The sequence below is a fragment of the Enterobacter cloacae complex sp. AR_0002 genome, from assembly GCF_001922365.1.
Lineage (GTDB): Bacteria > Pseudomonadota > Gammaproteobacteria > Enterobacterales > Enterobacteriaceae > Enterobacter > Enterobacter hormaechei_C.
Genome location: NZ_CP018814.1, coordinates 460,391 through 480,456, shown reverse-complemented (window position 1 = coordinate 480,456; position 20,066 = coordinate 460,391). Strand labels below are relative to the sequence as shown.

At 55.7% G+C, this 20,066-nt stretch carries 18 protein-coding genes; 11 read left to right on the top strand and 7 right to left on the bottom strand.

From position 1 onward, the window contains the following. Positions 1–132 precede the first annotated feature (132 nt). Together fghA and AM329_RS02435 are read left to right on the top strand one after the other, a co-directional pair. Positions 133–960, top strand: a complete 828-nt coding sequence (gene fghA, locus AM329_RS02440) for an S-formylglutathione hydrolase (RefSeq protein ID WP_003859332.1) — start codon at positions 133–135, stop codon at positions 958–960. Between the two features lie 268 nt (positions 961–1,228). Further along, positions 1,229–3,214 carry a ligand-gated channel protein gene (locus tag AM329_RS02435; protein WP_032609698.1) on the top strand — a complete coding sequence of 662 codons (1,986 nt, stop codon included), beginning with the start codon at positions 1,229–1,231 and terminating at the stop codon, positions 3,212–3,214. Positions 3,215–3,270: 56 nt separating this feature from the next. On the opposite strand, the gene AM329_RS02430 is transcribed toward AM329_RS02435, so the two are convergent. Together AM329_RS02430 and yieE are read right to left on the bottom strand one after the other, a co-directional pair. After that, complete coding sequence (locus tag AM329_RS02430; protein ID WP_003859336.1) at positions 3,271–4,737, bottom strand: amino acid permease; 1,467 nt, start codon at positions 4,735–4,737, stop codon at positions 3,271–3,273. 170 nt (positions 4,738–4,907) lie between these two features. After that, positions 4,908–5,774 carry a DNA-binding transcriptional regulator YeiE gene (yieE, locus tag AM329_RS02420; protein WP_003859337.1) on the bottom strand — a complete coding sequence of 289 codons (867 nt, stop codon included), beginning with the start codon at positions 5,772–5,774 and terminating at the stop codon, positions 4,908–4,910. A 97-nt stretch (positions 5,775–5,871) separates the two neighbouring features. On the opposite strand from yieE, the gene AM329_RS02415 reads away from it, so the two are divergent. Continuing rightward, positions 5,872–6,918 (top strand): YeiH family protein, encoded by a 1,047-nt coding sequence (locus AM329_RS02415; protein WP_003859339.1) that lies wholly within the window; start codon positions 5,872–5,874, stop codon positions 6,916–6,918. Between the two features lie 64 nt (positions 6,919–6,982). Further along, positions 6,983–7,840, top strand: coding sequence for a deoxyribonuclease IV (nfo, locus tag AM329_RS02410; protein ID WP_003859342.1), 858 nt, complete (start codon positions 6,983–6,985; stop codon positions 7,838–7,840). 75 nt (positions 7,841–7,915) lie between these two features. Here the strand turns inward: nfo and fruA are convergent, their stop codons facing one another. From fruA to fruB, 3 genes are read right to left on the bottom strand one after another with little or no spacing between them, the layout of a single operon-like run. After that, a complete protein-coding gene (gene fruA / locus AM329_RS02405) occupies positions 7,916–9,601 on the bottom strand; it encodes a PTS fructose transporter subunit IIBC (RefSeq protein ID WP_032609700.1) in 1,686 nt (561 codons plus the stop codon). Between the two features lie 16 nt (positions 9,602–9,617). Further along, positions 9,618–10,556: a 1-phosphofructokinase gene (gene fruK / locus AM329_RS02400; protein ID WP_006811313.1), complete on the bottom strand. Its 939-nt coding sequence runs from the start codon at positions 10,554–10,556 to the stop codon at positions 9,618–9,620. Beyond that, positions 10,556–11,686: a fused PTS fructose transporter subunit IIA/HPr protein gene (gene fruB / locus AM329_RS02395; RefSeq protein ID WP_023314548.1), complete on the bottom strand. Its 1,131-nt coding sequence runs from the start codon at positions 11,684–11,686 to the stop codon at positions 10,556–10,558. The genes fruK and fruB overlap by 1 nt, the downstream gene beginning before the upstream one ends. Positions 11,687–11,761: 75 nt before the next feature. Here fruB and AM329_RS25835 point away from each other — a divergent pair, with 75 nt between their 5' ends. Next, positions 11,762–11,941: a hypothetical protein gene (locus tag AM329_RS25835; RefSeq protein ID WP_136780035.1), complete on the top strand. Its 180-nt coding sequence runs from the start codon at positions 11,762–11,764 to the stop codon at positions 11,939–11,941. A 103-nt stretch (positions 11,942–12,044) separates the two neighbouring features. Continuing rightward, positions 12,045–13,226: a sugar efflux transporter SetB gene (gene setB / locus AM329_RS02390; protein WP_032609703.1), complete on the top strand. Its 1,182-nt coding sequence runs from the start codon at positions 12,045–12,047 to the stop codon at positions 13,224–13,226. On the opposite strand, the gene AM329_RS02385 is transcribed toward setB, so the two are convergent. After that, the gene (locus tag AM329_RS02385) at positions 13,223–13,477 is read right to left on the bottom strand and encodes a YkgJ family cysteine cluster protein (protein WP_003859353.1); all 255 of its coding nucleotides are present in this window, start codon (positions 13,475–13,477) and stop codon (positions 13,223–13,225) included. The two genes, setB and AM329_RS02385, sit on opposite strands and share 4 nt — an antisense overlap. Before the next feature lie 164 nt (positions 13,478–13,641). Between AM329_RS02385 and yeiP the strand changes: the two genes are divergently transcribed. Then, positions 13,642–14,214: an elongation factor P-like protein YeiP gene (gene yeiP, locus AM329_RS02380; protein ID WP_003859355.1), complete on the top strand. Its 573-nt coding sequence runs from the start codon at positions 13,642–13,644 to the stop codon at positions 14,212–14,214. A 116-nt stretch (positions 14,215–14,330) separates the two neighbouring features. On the opposite strand, the gene uxuA is transcribed toward yeiP, so the two are convergent. Continuing rightward, positions 14,331–15,521 (bottom strand): mannonate dehydratase, encoded by a 1,191-nt coding sequence (gene uxuA, locus AM329_RS02375; protein ID WP_032609705.1) that lies wholly within the window; start codon positions 15,519–15,521, stop codon positions 14,331–14,333. 205 nt (positions 15,522–15,726) lie between these two features. Here uxuA and AM329_RS02370 point away from each other — a divergent pair, with 205 nt between their 5' ends. From AM329_RS02370 to mepS, 4 genes are all read left to right on the top strand, one after another. Further along, entirely contained in the window at positions 15,727–17,193 is a 1,467-nt protein-coding gene (locus AM329_RS02370) for a mannitol dehydrogenase family protein (protein ID WP_032609707.1), read from the top strand. A gap of 123 nt (positions 17,194–17,316) precedes the next feature. Continuing rightward, the gene (locus AM329_RS02365) at positions 17,317–18,303 is read left to right on the top strand and encodes a GTP-binding protein (protein WP_003859361.1); all 987 of its coding nucleotides are present in this window, start codon (positions 17,317–17,319) and stop codon (positions 18,301–18,303) included. Between the two features lie 33 nt (positions 18,304–18,336). Next, positions 18,337–19,050, top strand: coding sequence for a phosphatase PAP2 family protein (locus AM329_RS02360; protein ID WP_003859363.1), 714 nt, complete (start codon positions 18,337–18,339; stop codon positions 19,048–19,050). A 415-nt stretch (positions 19,051–19,465) separates the two neighbouring features. Continuing rightward, complete coding sequence (gene mepS / locus AM329_RS02355) at positions 19,466–20,035, top strand: bifunctional murein DD-endopeptidase/murein LD-carboxypeptidase (protein ID WP_003859364.1); 570 nt, start codon at positions 19,466–19,468, stop codon at positions 20,033–20,035. The last annotated feature ends 31 nt before the right edge of the window (positions 20,036–20,066 follow it).

Here is a 20,066-nt window from a genome sequence, read left to right as displayed (position 1 = left end):
CTCCAATTGTTAAAGAAAAGTAAATTTATGATGCAACATCTCGCCGTCCTGCGAAAGTGAAAGTTGCTCACAGGTCAATGAAAACTCTGTATTATGCGTTTTATGAATAGTCTTTCGTATAAGGAGCCCTGCATGGAACTGCTCGAAGAGCATCGTTGTTTTGAAGGTCGACAGCAGCGCTGGCGGCACGACTCCACCACGCTGAATTGTGCTATGACGTTCAGCATTTTCCTGCCCCCTGCGGACAATCCACCGGTGCTGTACTGGCTTTCAGGCCTGACCTGCAACGACGAAAACTTCACCACCAAAGCGGGCGCCCAGCGTATTGCCGCCGAACTGGGCATTGCGCTGGTGATGCCAGATACCAGCCCGCGTGGCGAGGACGTGGCCGACGATGCCGGATACGACTTGGGTAAAGGCGCTGGCTTCTATCTCAACGCCACGGAACAACCGTGGGCGAGCCATTACCGCATGTATGACTACATTCGCGATGAACTGCCTGCCCTGGTGCACTCTCAGTTCGCGGTCAGCGAGCGCTGCGCGATAAGCGGACATTCGATGGGTGGCCACGGGGCGCTGATAATGGCGCTAAAAAATCCGGGGAAATACACCAGCGTGTCCGCATTTGCGCCGATTGTGAACCCAACGCAGGTGCCGTGGGGGCAAAAAGCCTTTAGGCACTATCTGGGTGAAGATGTAGAGAAATGGCAGGAATGGGATAGCTGCGCGCTGATGCTGGCGAGCCAGTCAGAAGACGCTATCCCGATGCTGGTGGATCAGGGTGATGCCGATCAGTTCCTCGCCGGGCAGTTACAGCCTGCGGTGCTGGCGGAAGCCGCGCGCCAGAAGGACTGGCCGCTAACGCTGCGCATTCAACCGGGATACGACCACAGCTATTACTTCATGGCGTCCTTTATTGAGGATCATCTCCGCTTCCATGCGGAACATCTGTTCAGGTAAGTTCCGCCTTTTGCCCGGTAGCGCCTCCTGCCTGCCGGGTCTTTCCCCTCCCCCTCTTTACATACTTCTATCCGCTTGAATCCAGCCTGTTTTCCGTCGTCATCACTCAAACACAAATGATTTCAATTATCATTTGTGTTTACAATTCTACATTCTTTTGTACAATTCCAGACTCTTCTCCATCTCAAAGAGTTCTTACAAGACAAAAACATACAGTTCTCAGGGTTATCCCGATGGAGTTTTTTTCATTTTTATACGGAATGTACAAATGACAATACCACGCATTAAGCTCCTGGCCGTCGCCATTGGCGCTGCCACATGTTCCCCCTTCGTTCACGCAGCCGATCAGGACACCGTTGTCGTCACTGCAACGGGTTTTGAACAAAAGATCCAGAATGCCCCCGCCTCCATCTCTGTGATTTCGAAACAGCAGATTGAAGATAAAGCCTACCGTGATGTTACCGATGCCCTGAGAGATGTCCCGGGTGTTGTCGTCACTGGCGGCGGAAGCAGCAGTGATATCAGTATTCGCGGCATGGCCTCTCAGTACACCCTGTTCCTGGTGAACGGCAAACGCGTCAGTACGCGAAGCACCCGCCCCAACAGCGACAACTCGGGTATTGAACAAGGCTGGCTGCCGCCGCTTGAGTCCATTGAGCGCATCGAGGTCATCCGCGGCCCGATGTCCTCGCTTTACGGCTCCGATGCGATGGGTGGCGTCATTAACGTCATTACCAAAAAAGTCTCGAACACCAAAGCCTGGACCGGTTCGTTGCATGGCGATGCAACCTTCCAGGAAAATCATGATTCCGGCGATATCTTCCAGACCAACGCCTACGCCTCTGGTCCCCTGATCGAAGGACTTCTGGGCGCAAAGGTGACGGGGCTGTTGTCACGCCGCGCAGAAGATAAAATCGTGAACGGCTATAACGAGCAGAAAATGCGTAACGGTGGCATTACGCTGAACTTCACGCCGGACGAGAAGAACGATTTCGACCTCGACTTTGCTCGCGAACTTCAGGACAGAAACAGCACCCCGGGGATGTCGAAAGCGGCTGAAACCTGCCGGGGAACAACCTGTACGCCAAATACCAAAAGCGACTCGCGCTATGAGCACACGACCTACTCGTTAACCCACAGTGGTTATTACGAAGACTTCAATACCACCAGCTATATCCAGCAGGAAGAGACCAATAATCCAGGTCGCGAAATGCGCTCCTATAACACCACCTTCAACAACCAGAACCAGATTTTCCTCGGCGATCATACGTTGACCCTCGGCGGGCAGTATCGCTATGAGAAACTGCGCGACAACGGTAATCAGCTGGAAGCTGCTGACGGCCTGAACAAACTGACGCGCTGGAGCTGGGCCCTGTTTGCCGAAGATGAATGGTCAATGACGGAAAGCTTTACGTTGACCGGCGGCCTGCGTATGGACAAAGACCAAAACTACGGTACTAACTGGACGCCGCGCGGTTACGGCGTATGGCACCTGGCCGATCAGTGGACGTTGAAAGGCGGGGTTTCTGCTGGCTATCGTGCGCCGGATCTGCGTCAGTCGTCTGCCAGCTGGGGCCAGGTGACAGGTGGCGGCCGTCTTGACGGTATCATCGTCGGCAACCCGGATCTGAAACCAGAGAAGAGCCTGAGCGAAGAGCTCGCCCTGCTCTGGGATAACAACGATAACCTGAATGCCGGCGTAACGCTGTTTAATACCGACTTCAAGGACAAAATTACGGAAGTTCGCCGCTGTAACAGCAGCGCCGATCCCGCCTGTACGATTGGCGGTCACAGCTATGATTTCGTCAGCGATCGCGTCAACGTGGACAAAGCCAACATGCGCGGTGTGGAGTCCTCCTTCGGGTGGAAGATCACGCGTGATGTGAACTGGACTGCAAACTACACCTATACAGAGTCCGAGCAGAAGAGCGGCCAGTTCTCCGGCAAGCCGCTGAACAAAATGCCGAAACACATGTTCAACACCACCCTGGACTGGCAGGCGACGCCAGACGTCGGGTTCTGGAGCCGTCTGAACCTGCGCGGTAAAACGTCTGAGTACCTGAGCCGCACGTCAATGTCCCAGGGTACGCCGTCCTACACTCAGGTTGATGTCGGTATGCGCTACAACGCCAACAAAAACCTGCTGGTTACTGCCGGTGTGTATAACGTGCTCGATAAGCAGATTGATTACGATACGTATGACACCGTGCTGGATGGCCGCCGCTATACCGTTGGCATGACCTACAGCTTCTGATCTGCCATAAAAAAGCCCGCTCAACTGAGCGGGCTAAAAGAGAGGAAGTGCGGTTATTATTTAAATCGTTCCGGGAAATCCATTTCACTGTAGCGAACGAAGCGTGTTCCTTTCGTCAGTTTGTAGCCAAACCAGATGATCAGGAACAGCGGAATGCCAATATAGGTGGCCGTGACGGCGCCCCAGTCAATGGTGTCCGCAAGGAAGGCCTCATAGTTCTGACCCAGGGTAATAATCAGGCACAGAACGAAGGCGAAGATCGGCCCCAGCGGGAAGAATCCTGACCGGTACGGCAGGTTATTCAGATCATGCCCCTGCTTGACGTACCCGCGACGGAAACGGTAGTGGCTGATGGCAATGCCCAGCCAGGCAATGAAGCCCGTCATACCAGAGGTGTTCAGCAGCCACAGGTAGACCGTCTGGTTGCCGAACATGGAGGTCAGGAAACAGAGACCCGCAATCACCGTGGTCGCATACAGCGCGTTGCGTGGCACGCCACCGCGAGACAGTTTCGAGAAAATACGCGGCGCTTTACCGTCGCAGGCCAGGGTGTAGAGCATGCGGGTGGAGGCGTACATCCCGGAGTTACCCGCAGACAGTACCGCCGTCAGGATCACCGCGTTCATCACCGCCGCGGCTGAGAGCAGACCCGCGTGCTGGAAGACCAGCGTGAACGGGCTGACGCTGATATCTTTTACGTCGTTACGCAGCAGGCTTGGGTCGGTATACGGAATGATCAGGCTGATAATCAGGATCGCGAAGACATAGAACAGCAGGATACGCCAGAACACCTGACGCACCGCGCGCGGAATATTCTTCTCCGGGTTTTCGGATTCACCGGCCGCAATGCCAATCAACTCGGTACCCTGGAAGGAGAAGCCGACAATCATCGCCACGCCAATCATCGCCGAGAAGCCCCCGGCAAACGGCGCATCGCCTATTGTCCAGTTACTCCAGCCCGCCGGTTCAGCCCCTTTGAAAATACCAACGATCATCGCCACACCGACGACGATAAAGATGATGACGGTTGCCACTTTAATCAAAGAGAACCAGTATTCCGCTTCGCCGAAACCGCGCACGGAGATGTAGTTCAGCAGGAAGATGACCGCCAGGAACAGGGCGCTCCAGATCCAGCCGGGCGTGTCCGGGAACCACCAGGTCATTACCAGCTGTGCCGCGACGAGGTCAACGGCGATGGTCACCGCCCAGTTGTACCAGTAGTTCCAGCCCAGCGCGAAGCCGAAGCCTTCCTCAACGTATTTTTGTCCGTAGGTCGAAAACGAACCAGACACCGGCATGTATGCCGCCAGTTCGCCCAGGCTGGTCATCAGGAAGTAGACCATCAGGCCAATCAGGATATAAGAGAATAATGCCCCACCCGGGCCGGCTGCCGAAATTGTTGCGCCAGAGGCAACGAAAAGACCCGTACCGATGGAGCCGCCAATGGCGATCATCGTCAGGTGACGCGCCTTAAGTGCGCGACGTAGCGCGGGCGCTTGTGTGGTTTTAGTTTCTGAAACCATGTGAAAATGCTGTCCATTCAATAAATGAGGCGCGATTGTAGCAGACGATCTGCGTTGCTTCCGGCAGAAATACTCAGTTATAAGAGAGCTTCATGACTCGGCCAGGATTATAAGTAAAGCATAATTTTTCCCTCTCCCCTTTGGGGAGAGGGCCAGGGTGAGGGGCGCTTTTACATCTCGCAGTAGCGCAGAAAACGCTGGAGCGAGCTGGAAAGGTGTTTCTGACGATGATGGATGCACCACAGCGTGCGCACCAGCTTCGGCAGCGGAACGGGGATCTCAACCAGTGAGCCGGTTTCCAGCTGTTCGGCAATCACCCGTCGGGAAAGACAGCTAATGCCCAGACCATGGCGTACGGCATGCTTAATGGCCTCGGAGTTACCTAATTCCATCCCTAACTGGAACTGCGGTAGATGGGACAGCAGCAGATAATCGACAATCTCACGCGTGCCGGAGCCCTGCTCTCGCAGGATCCACTGCGCTTGCGCCAGCCGCTCCAGCGTGACCTCGCCCTGGAGTAAAGAAGAGGCCGGAGAGGCAAACACCACCAGCTCATCCTCCAGCCAGGGCTCCGCAATGATATCCACGTTGTGGCACGGCCCTTCGATAAGCCCGATGTCCACGCGGAAATCAATCACCGCGTTGATCACGTCCTGGCTGTTGCCGACGCTCATCTCCAGCGGCAGGGTCGGAAAATCCCGGCGGTAGCGGGCAATCACTTCCGGCAGGATGTAGTTACCGATCGTGCTGCTGGCGTAGACGCGAATAGCGCCGTTGTCCTCGCGGAACAGCTGTTCGATCTCCGTCGCCTGCTCCAGTAAAGCCAGGGCACGCGGATACAGCAGGCGGCCATGTTCGTTCACCACCAGCCGCTTCCCTACCCTGTCGAAAAGCTGGACGCCCAGTTGCCCTTCAAGATCGGTCAAGGCCGCGCTAACGGCGGACTGCGAGAGCGCCAGCATTTGTGACGCCTGGGTTGTCGAGCCGCTTTTCAGCACCTCGGCAAAAACTTCCAGCTGACGCAATGTAATGTGCATGGTTGCTTACCACTTATAAAGATTGATTATAAATATATAATCAATTTTATTTTTAAGCCAGAGCGCCGTAACCTTTAGCCAGACAAAGGAGAAGGTTATGTCAGAAATCACCTTACAACATCATCGTACAGTGTGGCACTTCGTGCCGGGTCTCGCGCTCAGCGCCGTGGTTACCGGCGTGGCCTTATGGGGCGGCAGTATACCGGCGGTTGCCGGTGCAGGGTTCAGCGCCCTGACGCTGGCCATTCTGCTCGGCATGGTGGTCGGGAACACCGTTTACCCGCACATCTGGAAATCCTGCGACGGCGGCGTGATTTTCGCCAAGCAGCATTTATTACGTCTCGGGATCATCCTTTATGGCTTCCGTCTCACCTTTTCGCAGATTGCGGATGTGGGGGTCAGCGGGATTGCCATTGACGTCCTGACCCTTTCGAGCACCTTTTTACTGGCGTGCTTTATCGGCCAGAAGATCTTTGGGCTGGACAAACAGACCAGCTGGCTGATCGGTGCGGGTAGCAGCATCTGCGGCGCGGCGGCGGTACTGGCAACAGAACCCGTCGTTAAAGCCGAAGCCAGTAAAGTCACGGTTGCCGTCGCGACGGTAGTTATCTTCGGTACGCTGGCGATCTTCCTGTATCCGGCCATGTATCCGCTGGTGGCGCACTGGTTTAGTCCGGAAACCTACGGCATTTATATCGGCTCAACCATGCACGAAGTGGCGCAGGTGGTGGCGGCAGGTCACGCCATTAACCCGGAAGCGGAAAACGCGGCGGTCATCGCCAAAATGCTGCGCGTGATGATGCTGGCCCCGTTCCTGATTTTCCTCGCGGCGCGGGTTAAACAGCTTGCTCCGGCAGGCGGCAGCGAGAAAAGCAAAATCACCATTCCGTGGTTTGCGATCCTGTTCATCGTGGTCGCTGTCTTCAACTCTTTCCACCTGCTGCCAAAAGCGATGGTGGATATGCTGGTCACGCTGGATACGGTCCTGCTGGCGATGGCAATGGCGGCGCTGGGCATCACCACGCACGTCAGCGCGCTGAAAAAAGCCGGGGCGAAACCGCTGCTGATGGCGCTGGTGCTGTTCATCTGGCTGATAGTTGGCGGCGGTGCGATTAACCTTGCGGTACACAGCCTGTTGGCATAAACCATCTCGTCCTTCTCCTGTTAACCCGTTATCATAGGCATTTCGGGTTAACAGGAGTCTTTTTATGAAATATGTTGGAGCGCACGTCAGCGCTGCCGGTGGCCTTGCGAATGCCGCCATTCGCGCCGCCGAAATCGAGGCGACCGCTTTCGCCCTGTTCACCAAAAACCAGCGCCAGTGGCGCGCAGCTCCCCTCACCGCGGAAGTGATTGATGACTTCAAAGCCGCCTGCGAGAAATACGGCTACGGGCCTGGCCAGATCCTTCCCCATGACAGCTACCTCATTAACCTCGGTCACCCGGTTGCCGAGGCGCTGGAAAAATCCCGCGAAGCGTTCCTGGATGAGGTTCAGCGCTGTGAGCAACTGGGGCTAACGCTGCTGAATTTCCATCCCGGCAGCCATCTGATGCAAATCGACGAAGACGCCTGTCTGGCGCGCATCGCCGAGTCAATTAACATGACGCTGGATAAAACCCAGGGCGTGACGGCGGTGATTGAGAATACCGCCGGTCAGGGCAGCAACCTCGGCTTTAAGTTTGAGCATCTGGCGGCGATCATCGACGGCGTGGAAGACAAATCCCGCGTGGGCGTGTGCATTGATACCTGCCACGCGTTTGCGGCCGGTTATGACCTGCGCACAACCGAGGCCACAAAAAATACCTTCGAGGAGTTCGAGCGTATTGTTGGTTTTAAATATCTTCGCGGTATGCACTTAAACGATGCGAAAAGCGCCTTTGGTAGCCGCGTTGACCGCCATCACAGCCTGGGCGAAGGCAACATCGGCCACGATGCGTTCCGCTTTATCATGCAGGACGCTCGCTTCGACGGTATTCCGATGGTGCTGGAAACCATCAATCCGGATATCTGGGCGGAAGAGATAGCCTGGCTGAAGGCGCAGCAGACCGCTGAACAGGCGGCATAAAAAAAGCCGGGTGCGTAACGCGCCCCGGCTCTTTTTGCAGGTCGGGTAAGGCGAAGCCACCACCCGACACCTCTTTTAGGCTGCTTTTGCGACCACTTCCGCTTCCGGACGCTTCAGCACCGCGTAAGACAGGCCTGCCACCAGCGTACCGGCAACAATCGCCAGCAGATAACCCAGCACCGGCGTGATGGCGCCAGGGATCAGCAGGACGAACAGACCGCCGTGCGGCGCCATCAGTTTCGCACCTACGGCCATGGAGATAGCCCCCGTCACCGCACCACCCACGATACAGCACGGCAGAACACGCATTGGATCGCGCGCCGCAAACGGAATTGCGCCTTCGGTGATGAAGCACAGGCCCAGCACCAGCGCAGCTTTACCGCCTTCCTGCTGCGCTTTATCGAACTTACGACGGGCAATGATCGTCGCCAGGCCAAGCGCCAGCGGTGGCACCATACCTGCCGCCATGATCGCCGCCATCGGCGCGTAGGTCTGGGTACTCAGCAGGCCAACGCCAAACGCATATGCCGCTTTGTTCACCGGACCACCCATGTCGGTACACATCATACCGCCGAGGATTGCGCCCAGCAGCACCGCATTCGCCGTCCCCATGGTTTGCAGCCAGTGGGTCAGACCTTCCAGAATGCCCGCGACCGGCTTACCAATCAGGTAAATCATCGCCAGACCGACCACCAGGCTGGAAATCAGCGGGATGATCAGGATAGGTTTCAGCGCTTCCATACTCTGCGGCAGCTTCAGCTTCGAGCTGATCAGCTTCGCCACATAACCGGCGAGGAAACCGGCAATGATGCCGCCGATAAAGCCAGAACCGGTGCTCACGGCCAGCATACCGCCGATAAGACCCGGCGTCAGACCCGGACGGTCAGCAATGGAGAAGGCGATAAAGCCCGCCAGCACTGGCACCATCAGCGCAAACGCGGAGCCGCCGCCAATCTGCATCAACGCGGCCGCCAGCGTGCCCGGCTCTTTAAACGCCTCGATACCAAAGGCGAAGGAGAGCGCAATACACAGGCCGCCCGCCACCACCATCGGCAGCATGTAGGACACGCCGGTCAGCAGGTGACGATACGCACCCGCAGACTCTTTTTTCCCTTCAGTCGCAGTTTTAGCCGCACCGGTTGCCTGATACGGTTTGGCTTCTGCCAGCGCCTTATCAAACTCCTGCGCGGTCTTCTTCAGCGCCAGGCCGGTAGAGGTACGGTACATCGGCTTGCCGGCAAACTTCGCCAGATCCACTTCGATATCCGCCGCCACAATCACCAGATCGGCTTCCGCCACCTCTTCAGGCGTGATGGCATTGCCCGCGCCAACAGAGCCGCGAGTTTCAACCTTCACCCACCAGCCACGTTTTTTCGCTTCGGTTTCAATGGCTTCAGCCGCCATAAAGGTGTGCGCCACACCTGTCGGGCAGGCCGTTACCGCAACAATGCGTTTCGGCCCAACGGCGGCAACCGGCGCCGCCTCAACAGGTGCGCTGTAAACCGTCGCATGACCTTTTGCTTCGCTCAGAAACAGTTCAGGATGTGCCACCGCGCGATTAATATCACCCAGCCACACTTTTTTGCCGTTCAGGGCGCTGTCAGCGGGGATTTTGTCGCCCAGAACAATCGCCATTTCAGCATCACCCGGGTTATCAATGATATCCAGGTGCGCTTTTTGTGCCGCCGCGCCCAGCAGGGTCTTCGCCATATAGGCACGAGCCTTTCCGAGACCGGAGTCAATGATCAGCAGCGTTTTCATTATTCCTCTCCTGCTGTTAGTTAAAAGGTTTTAAGTCAACGCGCGCCATCATCGCGGCTAACTGGGTACGATCGGTAATACCGACATTGCTCTGGCTCACGGCCAGGGCCGCAACGGCGGTAGCAAGACGTAAGGTATGTTCACTGGATTCGCGCATCAGCAGACCGTAGATCAGACCGCCAACCATCGAATCCCCGGCACCCACGGTGCTGACCACCTCCATTGAAGGCGGTTTGGCAATCCATTCCCCGGAGGCGTTAACCCACAGGGCACCTTCTGCACCCAGCGAAATCACCACGTGAGCGATACCCTGCTCGCGCAGCGCATGGGCAGCGTCAATCACATCCTTTAATTCTGGCAGCTTACGGCCCGCCCAGATCTCCAGTTCGCGGCGATTAGGCTTAACCAGCCACGGAGAGGCTTTCAGACCGGCGACCAGCGCGTCGCGGCTGCTGTCGAAAATAATGCACGGGCACTGGCTGCGCAGGCGCGTCATCCAGTCGGTGAACGCTTCCGGGCTGACGCCGGAGGGCAGACTGCCGCTGACGCACACCATGTCAAACTGGCCCAGCCAGCTCAGGGAATCGGCAACAAAGCGCTCCCAGTCAGCCGGGGTCACTTCGAAGCCGGAGAAGTTCAGATCGGTCACTTCACCGTCTTTCTCGGTCAGCTTAACGTTAATGCGGGTACGGCCCTGCACAACCTGAAAACGGTTGGCGATGCCCAACTCGCTGAACAGCTGCTGAAAACCGTCCTGGTTGTCTTTACCGAGGAAACCGCCAACGGTGACGTCGATGCCGAGATCTTTCAGCACCTTCGCCACGTTAATCCCTTTTCCTGCGGCATGCAGGCCGGTCGTCCGCACCAGGTTAACTTCGCCACGCTCAATTTCCGGGCAGAAGCCCACCAGATCGTAAGCCGGGTTCAGCGTAATGGTCGCAACACGTCTGCTCATTATGCGCCCTCCCCCAGACCGGCCGCGATGGCGTCGCCAATCGCTTTCAGCGCCTGTTCAGCATCCGCACCCTGCGCGGTAAAGCGCAGACGATGGCCTTTCTTCACGCCCAGCGCGACAACTTTCATCAGGCTGCGCCCGTTGGCTGGTTTACCCGAACCGTCCAGATTGGTCACGGTGATCTCACTTTCAAATTGTTTAATGGTATTCACCAGCATGGTGCCCGGACGGGCATGCAGGCCATGTTCGTTACGCACCACGTACTCTGCGCTCAGCAGGTCATCCGTCAGCGCATCGTCGCTGGTCAGCAGAGCCAGCACCGTCGCCGCGTCTGCGTTCAGCAGTTTTTCAGCTTTATTGTTCAGCAGCAGATCGCCCAGACGCTTCAGCACGGAAACCGGCTGATCGTCAGTCATGGCAACCGTTACCAGCATCGCGGCGCGTTCGCCGTCTGTCTCAAAGGCAACCGCAGCACGGCTGACCGCGATAGCGCTACGCAGGTTACCTTCAGCACTGTCGTTCAGCCAGATGCCCTGACCCAGGTTTAATGGCTTATCATTGATTGCGCGCGTCACAAAAGCGGAATCTGCCGCACCGACCTCTTTCAGGCGAGCCGCATTCAGCGCCTGGAGCGTTACCAGATCGGACGCAACGACGTCCAGCGTCAGGGTTTCATTATCCAGCTTCAGCGCTTCGCTCTGTTTTTCGCCCATCAGCAGGGCACGCAGTTCTTCAGCAGTGGTGGCGGATTTAAGCTGTTCCGCGACGGCATCATCACTCAGTACGTGCGTCAGCTGACGCAGCAGGCCCAGGTGTTCGTCACCGCTGGCCGCGATGCCGATCGCCACATAAGCCACCTGACCCTCGCCCCACAGCACGCCCTGCGGGAACTGAAAGACCTGCACACCGGTTTTCAGCACCTGATCGCGGGTGTCCGTGGTGCCGTGCGGAATTGCAATACCGTTACCGAGGAAGGTGGAGGTCTGCTGTTCACGCGCCAGCATGCCGTTGACGTAGCCGTCAGCCACGTTGCCAGCCTGCACGAGCGCAGCGGCGACCTGGCGAATAGCCTCTTCTTTGTTCCCGGCCTGTTCGCCCGGGTGAATATCCTGAACAGATAACTGGAACATGATTCTCCTCTCCTGCTGTAATTGAATCGTTTCAGCTTAACTGAGAAAATAGGCGCTAGCCTGCTTCTTCAGGACATGCAAGATAGCGCTGAAACGTTTCAAGAAGTCTTGTCTTTTCTACAAAAGGTTGCAAGAAAAGTTACATTTCTTGTTGCAGAATTTAGAAGTGCAGCACATTTCTTCTTCAGTTCAGGGGATTTTGCTGATGTTCAGCAAACAGGTTCAGCACGCTTCAGCGGAACGGCGATAAACTGAAATGCTATTTTGATTTATTGTGGCAATCTTGATTTTGCCCTCTGTTTATTTAATGACAGGCGGCGTAAACTCCGCCTCTCTCTGTTACTCGCAAAGACTGAACATGCATAACACCCCCGCTGCCGCCTCACCAAAGCCTTTTGATTTGACGTCAACGGCGTTTTTGATCGTTGCTTTCCTCACCGGTATTGCCGGTGCGTTACAAACGCCTACGCTGAGCCTCTTTCTGACCAACGAAGTCCACGCCCGCCCGGCGATGGTTGGCTTCTTCTTCACCGGGAGCGCCATCATTGGCATTTTTGTCAGCCAGTTTCTTGCCGGTCGTTCAGACCGCAAAGGCGATCGCAAAAGCCTGATCGTTTTTTGCTGCCTGCTCGGGGTATTTGCCTGCCTGCTGTTTGCCTGGAACCGTAACTACTTCATTCTGCTGTTCGTGGGCGTCTTCCTGAGCAGCTTCGGCTCGACCGCCAACCCGCAGATGTTCGCCCTTGCCCGCGAGCATGCCGACCACACCGGGCGGGAAGCGGTGATGTTCAGCTCGATACTGCGCGCGCAGGTGTCGCTGGCGTGGGTGATTGGCCCCCCGCTTGCCTACGCGCTGGCGATGGGTTTTGGCTTTACGGTGATGTACCTCAGCGCAGCCGTGGCCTTCGTGGTATGCGGCGCGATGGTCTGGTTCTTCCTGCCCTCCATGCGTAAAGAGCCGAAAGTGGCGACTGGTACGCTGGAAGCTCCGCGACGCAACCGCCGCGACGCACTGCTGTTATTCATTATCTGTACGCTGATGTGGGGAACGAACAGCCTCTATATCATTAATATGCCGCTGTTTATTATTGATGAGCTGCATCTGCCGGAGAAGCTGGCCGGGATCATGATGGGAACCGCCGCGGGGCTTGAGATCCCCACCATGCTGATTGCGGGTTATTACGCGAAGCGCTTCGGCAAGCGCTTTTTGATGCGCGTCGCCGCCGTAGCCGGGCTGCTGTTTTATGTCGGTATGCTGACGGTTCATACGCCAGCCCTGCTTCTGGCTTTACAGCTGCTGAACGCCATTTACATCGGTATTCTGGCCGGTATCGGCATGCTCTACTTTCAGGACCTGATGCCGGGTCAGGCAGGCTCTGCCACCACCCTTTATACGAATACCACCCGCGTGGGCTGGATTATTGCAGGCTCACTGGCGGGCGTTGTGGCTGAAATCTGGAACTATCATACGGTGTTCTGGATTGCGCTGGTGATGTGCGTCATGACGCTGAGCTGCCTGACGCGGATCAAAGACGTTTAAGGCGCGGTGAGCGCTTCCAGCTCAAGCAGATAAGTGATGGCCTGCTGCCGCGTACTGCCGCACATTTCGGCGGTTGGCTGGAGCCCGGAGCACACCTTCGGGCGCAGGGGCGAGCCAAAGATCATGCACAGGTTAGTGTCAGAGAGCTGAACGCAGCGGGTATTGGCAGGCTTGCCCTCCGGCATGCCTGGAATGGGGCTTGAGATGGACGGTGCGGTACAGCACGCGCCACAGTCGGAACGACAATCCATACATGCTCTCTGTTGGTGGCAGATGCCCGCGCAGTCGGGCATTGCGCGCACAGTAACACCTTTTATGTATTGATAGCAAAACCCACGAATTCCGCTTGCCTGAAAGGCCGCGCGCGAGTAATTTGGCGCGATATTTTTTACCTCCCGTAAACAGGATTACTGCAATGCCAAGAGCGAACGAAATTAAGAAAGGTATGGTACTGAATTACAACGGCAAACTGCTGATTGTGAAAGATATCGACATTCAGGCACCCAGCGCCCGTGGCGCAGCAACGCTGTACAAAATGCGTTTCTCCGATGTCCGCACCGGCCTGAAAGTGGAAGAACGTTTTAAAGGCGACGATATCGTCGATACCGTAACCCTGACCCGTCGCTACGTTGATTTTTCCTACATTGACGGCAACGAATACGTGTTCATGGATAAAGAAGATTACACCCCGTATATCTTCACCAAAGATCAGATCGAAGAAGAGCTGCTGTTTATTCCTGAAGGTGGGATGCCGGACATGCAGGTGCTGACCTGGGATGGCGTGCTGCTGGCGCTGGAGCTGCCGCAGACTGTTGATCTGGAAATTGTTGAAACGGCACCGGGCATCAAAGGCGCGTCTGCAAGTGCGCGTAACAAACCGGCTACCCTGACTACCGGTCTGGTCGTACAGGTGCCAGAGTACCTGTCGGCGGGCGAGAAAATCCGTATCCATATCGAAGAAAAACGCTATATGGGTCGTGCTGACTGATTGTGGCATTTGCCGGGTGGCGGCTACGCCTTACCCGGCCTACAAAAACACAAAAACCGGCCTCAGAGCCGGTTTTTCGTAGGCCCGGTAAGCGTAGCGCCACCGGGCAATGAGACTTAAAGAAGTTCAGGATACTTCGTCATTTTCAGCGCCAGCTCGATACCGCGCACTTCCGCCATCCCTTTCAGACGGCCAATCGCCGAATACCCTGGATTCGTTTTCTTGCGCAGATCGTCCAGCATCTGGTGCCCGTGATCCGGACGGAACGGGATAGGACGAACATCTCCTGCCTGCTTACGACGAACCTCTTCAGAGAGAATGGCATCCACCACCGCAACCATGTTCACGTCGCCGCCAAGATGGGCTGCTTCGTGGAAGGTTTTTGGATTCTCTTCACGGCAGGTTGCACGCAGGTGGGTGAAATGAATGCGATCGCCGAAGGTTTCGATCATCCGCACCAGATCGTTATCCGCCCGCACCCCATACGAGCCCGTACACATGGTAAAGCCGTTGTAGATGCTATCCACCGTCTCTTTTAGCCACTGCATATCTTCAATCGTAGACACAATACGCGGCAGGCCGAGGATAGGACGCGGTGGATCGTCCGGATGAACCGCCAGCCGCACGCCGACTTCTTCTGCCACCGGCACTATAGCGCGCAGGAAGTGCGCCATGTTTTCACGCAGCTGGTTTTTATCGATATCGCCATATTCCGCCAGGCGCGCGCGGAACTGATCGAGGGTATAGCCCTCTTCCGCCCCCGGCAGGCCCGCGATGATATTGCGAACCAGCTTCTCAATGTCCGCTTCACTGGCGGCATTGAACCACGCCAGCGCCTGCTGCTGCTCTTCGGCGGTGTAGTCTGCTTCCGCCCCCGGACGCTTCAGAATGTGCAGCTCGAAAGCCGCAAAAGCGATTTGATCGAAACGCAGCGCCTTCGAACCATCGGCCATTACATATTCCAGGTCGGTACGCGTCCAGTCCAGAATCGGCATAAAGTTGTAGCAGACGGTATCAATACCGCAGGCTGCCAGGTTACGAATGCTCTGCTGATAATTCGCAATCCAGGTATCACACTCACCGGAGTGGGTTTTGATATCTTCGTGAACCGGAATACTTTCCACAACAGACCAGGTTAACCCCTTCTCTGCCAGCTGAGCCTGACGCTTTTGGATTTCCTCCACCGGCCACACCTGACCGTTCGGAATATGATGCAGCGCCGTGACCACACCCGTTGCGCCAGCCTGACGCACATCATCAAGAGAAACCGGATCGTTCGGCCCGTACCAACGCCAGGTTTGTTCCATTGCCCCACCCTCTCAAGTTGTTATACCAATATGTGTTACCTCAATGACGACTACCATACATGTTTAATCGAAGTGGTCAATACAGCGCGTGACATTGATTGATCAAACTCACATAACAGGGATATTTACGGCTTACCAATTTAATTTGTTGTCATATAACTTTACACTGGCATTGTTAATTAATGGTTAATCAGGTGTGTACTACATGAAGACTATTGCCTCCACCGCGCTTCCTGCTCATGTCCAGCAGCCCCGCTACGATCGCGAGCAGTTACGCTCCCGCATCGTCCATTTCGGTTTTGGCGCGTTCCACCGGGCGCATCAGGCGTTGTTAACAAACCGGGTACTGAATGCCAGAGGAGGCGACTGGGGAATTTGTGAGATTAGCCTCTTTAGCGGCGATGTCCTTATGGGCCAGCTCCGGGCGCAGGATCATCTGTTTACCGTGCTGGAGAAAGGTGCCGAAGGCAATCAGCCCATTATTATCGGTGCGGTAAAAGAGTGCCTTAACGCCAAACTCGACTCGCTGGCAGCCATTATTGAGAAATTCTGCGAACCGCAGGTGGCAATTGTCTCCCTCACCATTACCGAAAAAGGCTACTGCATCGATCCGGCGATGGGAAAACTGGATATGCAGAACAGCCGTATCCTGCACGATCTCGAGCATCCGTCTGAACCACATTCCGCACCGGGTATTCTGGTCGAAGCGCTTCATCGCCGCCGCGAGCGTGGCCTGCCGGCGTTTACCGTGCTCTCCTGCGACAATATTCCCGACAACGGCCACGTGGTGAAAAATGCCGTTCTCGGCATGGCCGGAAAGCGTTCCGCAGAGCTGGCCGCATGGATCGAGGCGCACGTGAGCTTCCCTGGCACCATGGTCGACCGGATCGTGCCCGCCGCCACCGACGCCTCACTCGCGGAAATCACCCAGGAACTTGGCGTTGAAGATCCCTGCGCCATCAGCTGTGAACCGTTCATTCAGTGGGTAGTGGAAGATAACTTTGTCGCCGGACGTCCGGAGTGGGAGGTGGCAGGCGTACAGATGGTTGAGGATGTCCTGCCCTGGGAGCAGATGAAGCTGCGGATGCTGAACGGCAGCCACTCCTTCCTGGCGTATCTGGGCTACCTTGCCGGCTACGCACACATAAATGAATGTATGCAGGACGACAGCTTCCGCGAGGCTGCCCGCAGGCTGATGCTGAATGAGCAGGCCCCTACGCTGCGCATCACCAACGTTGATCTGACAGCCTATGCTGACAGCCTGCTTGACCGCTTCGCCAACCCGGCCCTACAGCACCGCACCTGGCAAATCGCCATGGACGGCAGCCAGAAGCTGCCTCAGCGCATGCTGGATGGGATCCGCATGCATCTTGAGCGTAACACCGCCTGGCCATTACTGGCGCTGGGCGTCGCAGGCTGGATGCGCTACGTCAGCGGGACGGACGAACAGGGCAACGCCATTGACGTGCGCGATCCGCTGAGCGAAAAGTTTAATGCGATTGCTGAAGCCAGCAGCGACGCGGAGCGCGTTAACGCCCTGCTGACGCTGAAAGAAATTTTTGGCGACGACCTGCCGCAAAACCCTGTCTTTGTCGACGCGATAGCCGGGGCGTACCGGCGCATCACCCGCCTCGGCGCGCGTCAGGCCGTTATCGAAACGTTAAAAATTTAACGATTATTGCGTTTATGGCGAACGGCATTACGCTCCGTTCGCCCTCCCTCTTCTCAATGCCCGATTTTTTCGTCAGGATGATAGGTAGTTGTTACTACATCACAATTATTTATCGGAGCGCACGTGACCAAAACCAACCTGATCACCGGTTTTCTCGGCAGCGGTAAAACTACGTCCATTCTGCATTTGCTGGCCAATAAAGATCCGGCGGAAAAGTGGGCCGTGCTGGTCAACGAATTTGGCGAAGTCGGCATCGACGGCGCGTTGCTCGCCGACAGCGGCGCGATGGTGAAAGAGATCCCGGGCGGGTGTATGTGCTGCGTGAATGGTCTGCCGATGCAGGTCGGGCTGAATACGCTGCTGCGTCAGGGCAAGCCGGACCGGTTGCTGATTGAGCCTACCGGGCTGGGTCATCCTAAGCAAATCCTTGATTTACTGACCGCCCCGGTCTACGAGCCGTGGCTTGAGCTGCGTGCGACGCTTTGCCTGCTCGACCCCCGCCAGCTGCTGGATGAAAAAACGATCAACAACGACAATTTCCGCGACCAGCTCGCCTCGGCAGATATTATCGTGGCGAATAAATCCGATCGCGCGACGGCTGAGAGTCAGGCCGCGTTCGAGTCCTGGTGGCAGCAGGCTGGCGGTGGACGTCAATACGTGCAGACCACCCAGGGCAACATTGATGGCGCCCTGCTCGATCTTCCCCGCCTCAACCAGACGCAACTGCCTGCCAGCGCAGAGCATTCGCATAGCCACGGCGCGAAGCAAGGCCTGGCTGCACTGAGCCTGCCGGAACATCAGCGCTGGCGTCGAAATTTGAACAGCGGTCAGGGGCACCAGGCCTGCGGGTGGATCTTCGATGCCGATACGGTTTTCGACACCATTGGTATACTGGAATGGGCGAGACTGGCGCCGGTTGAGCGGGTAAAAGGGATCATGCGCACTCCGGATGGTCTGGTGCGCATTAACCGTCAGGGCGAGGATTTCTTTATTGAAACCCAGAATGTCGCGCCACCCGACAGCCGGATAGAGTTAATTAGTGCGGTTAATACCGACTGGAATGCTCTCCAGTCAAGCCTGTTGAAGCTTCGTTTAAGTTTGGGCGGCTAACGTTGCCCCTGATTTCACACATTGCTGAAGACTATGACGACTCGACTTCCTGCTATTTTATTGCTCAACGCTGCCGGTCTGGCGCTCTTTTTCTCCTGGTATATCCCGGCGGATCACGGTTTCTGGTTCCCGCTGGATTCCGGGCTGTTCCACTTCTTTAACCAGGCGCTGGCGAAGAGTGAAGCCTTCCTGTGGCTGGTGGCGATCACCAACAACCGCGCGTTTGACGGCTGTTCGCTGCTGGCAATGGGCTGTCTGATGCTCTCCTTCTGGCTGAAGGAAGACAAAACGGGTCGTCGCCGTATTCTGATTATCGGCCTGGTGATGCTGCTGACGGCCGTGATTATCAACCAGCTGGCGCAGCATCTGATGCCGGTTAAACGCGCCAGTCCGTCGCTCTTTTTCCCGAATATTAACCGCGTCAGCGAGCTGCTTCATATTCCAACCAAAGATGCCTCGAAGGACAGTTTCCCGGGCGACCACGGTATGATGCTGCTAATTTTTGCAGGCTTCATGCTGCGCTATTTTGGTAAAAAAGCCTTCGCCATCGCCCTGGTTATTGTGGTGGTATTTGCATTCCCGCGAGTGATGATTGGTGCTCACTGGCTGACAGATATCGCCGTAGGCTCCCTCACGGCGGTGTTAATTGGTTTACCGTGGGTGCTGATGACCCCACTGAGCGATCGCGTAATAGGTATTTTTGATCGCTATCTTCCCGGTAAATTTAAACAAGTCAGAAACAAATAAATAACGCAAATTAACACCATTCATCGGGGATCGTTTTCGGTCCCTGAGTCTCTTCTTTCCGGCGTCATTCAACGCTGTCATCATCCTGTCATACAATTCGTGATAAAAATGAAGCAATTGCAGGGATTATCGGTATGAATGGCGGCATTTTGAGCAATTCCGCGCTGTAACTTTGTGTATCACATTTTCTTATAAAAAATCGGACTTTTTTGCTCGCAATACCCCGTGCAATCGGTTAACCTCGAACTCGTTTTGCCCCACTGAGATAATTATTATCATGGTGAATAATTTTGTGCGTTGAGCCACAGTTTTCACCATAAAGAATTGTCTCATTGTGAACAGATAATTAGTCTCGTCACGGTTGGCATTTTTATAACGATATTTTCGTTAAGGACTTCAAGGGAAAACAAACAAAATGGTCAAATCTCAACCAATCTTGAGATATATCTTGCGGGGGATCCCGGCGATTGCAGTGGCGGTTCTGCTTTCGGCATGTAGTACGACGAATACCGCGAAGAATATGCATCCTGAGACGCGTGTTGTGGGAATGGAAGATTCCTCTTCACTGCAAGCCTCTCAGGATGAATTTGAAAATATGGTACGTAATCTCGACGTTAAGTCGCGTATTATGGATCAGTATGCTGACTGGAAAGGCGTGCGTTACCGTCTGGGCGGCAGCACCAAGAAAGGCATCGATTGTTCCGCTTTCGTACAGCGTACGTTCCGTGAGCAGTTTGGGTTAGACCTTCCGCGTTCTACCTATGAACAGCAGGAAATGGGCAAGTCCATTTCGCGTACTAAACTACGCACGGGCGATTTAGTCCTGTTCAGAGCAGGTTCAACCGGTCGACACGTTGGCATCTATATCGGTAACGATCAGTTTGTCCATGCTTCCACCAGCAGCGGTGTGACGATTTCCAGCATGAACGAACCTTACTGGAAGAAACGCTACAACGAAGCTCGCCGCGTTCTGAGCCGTAGTTAATATTGTTGTCGTATCGTTGGTTATCCCTTGG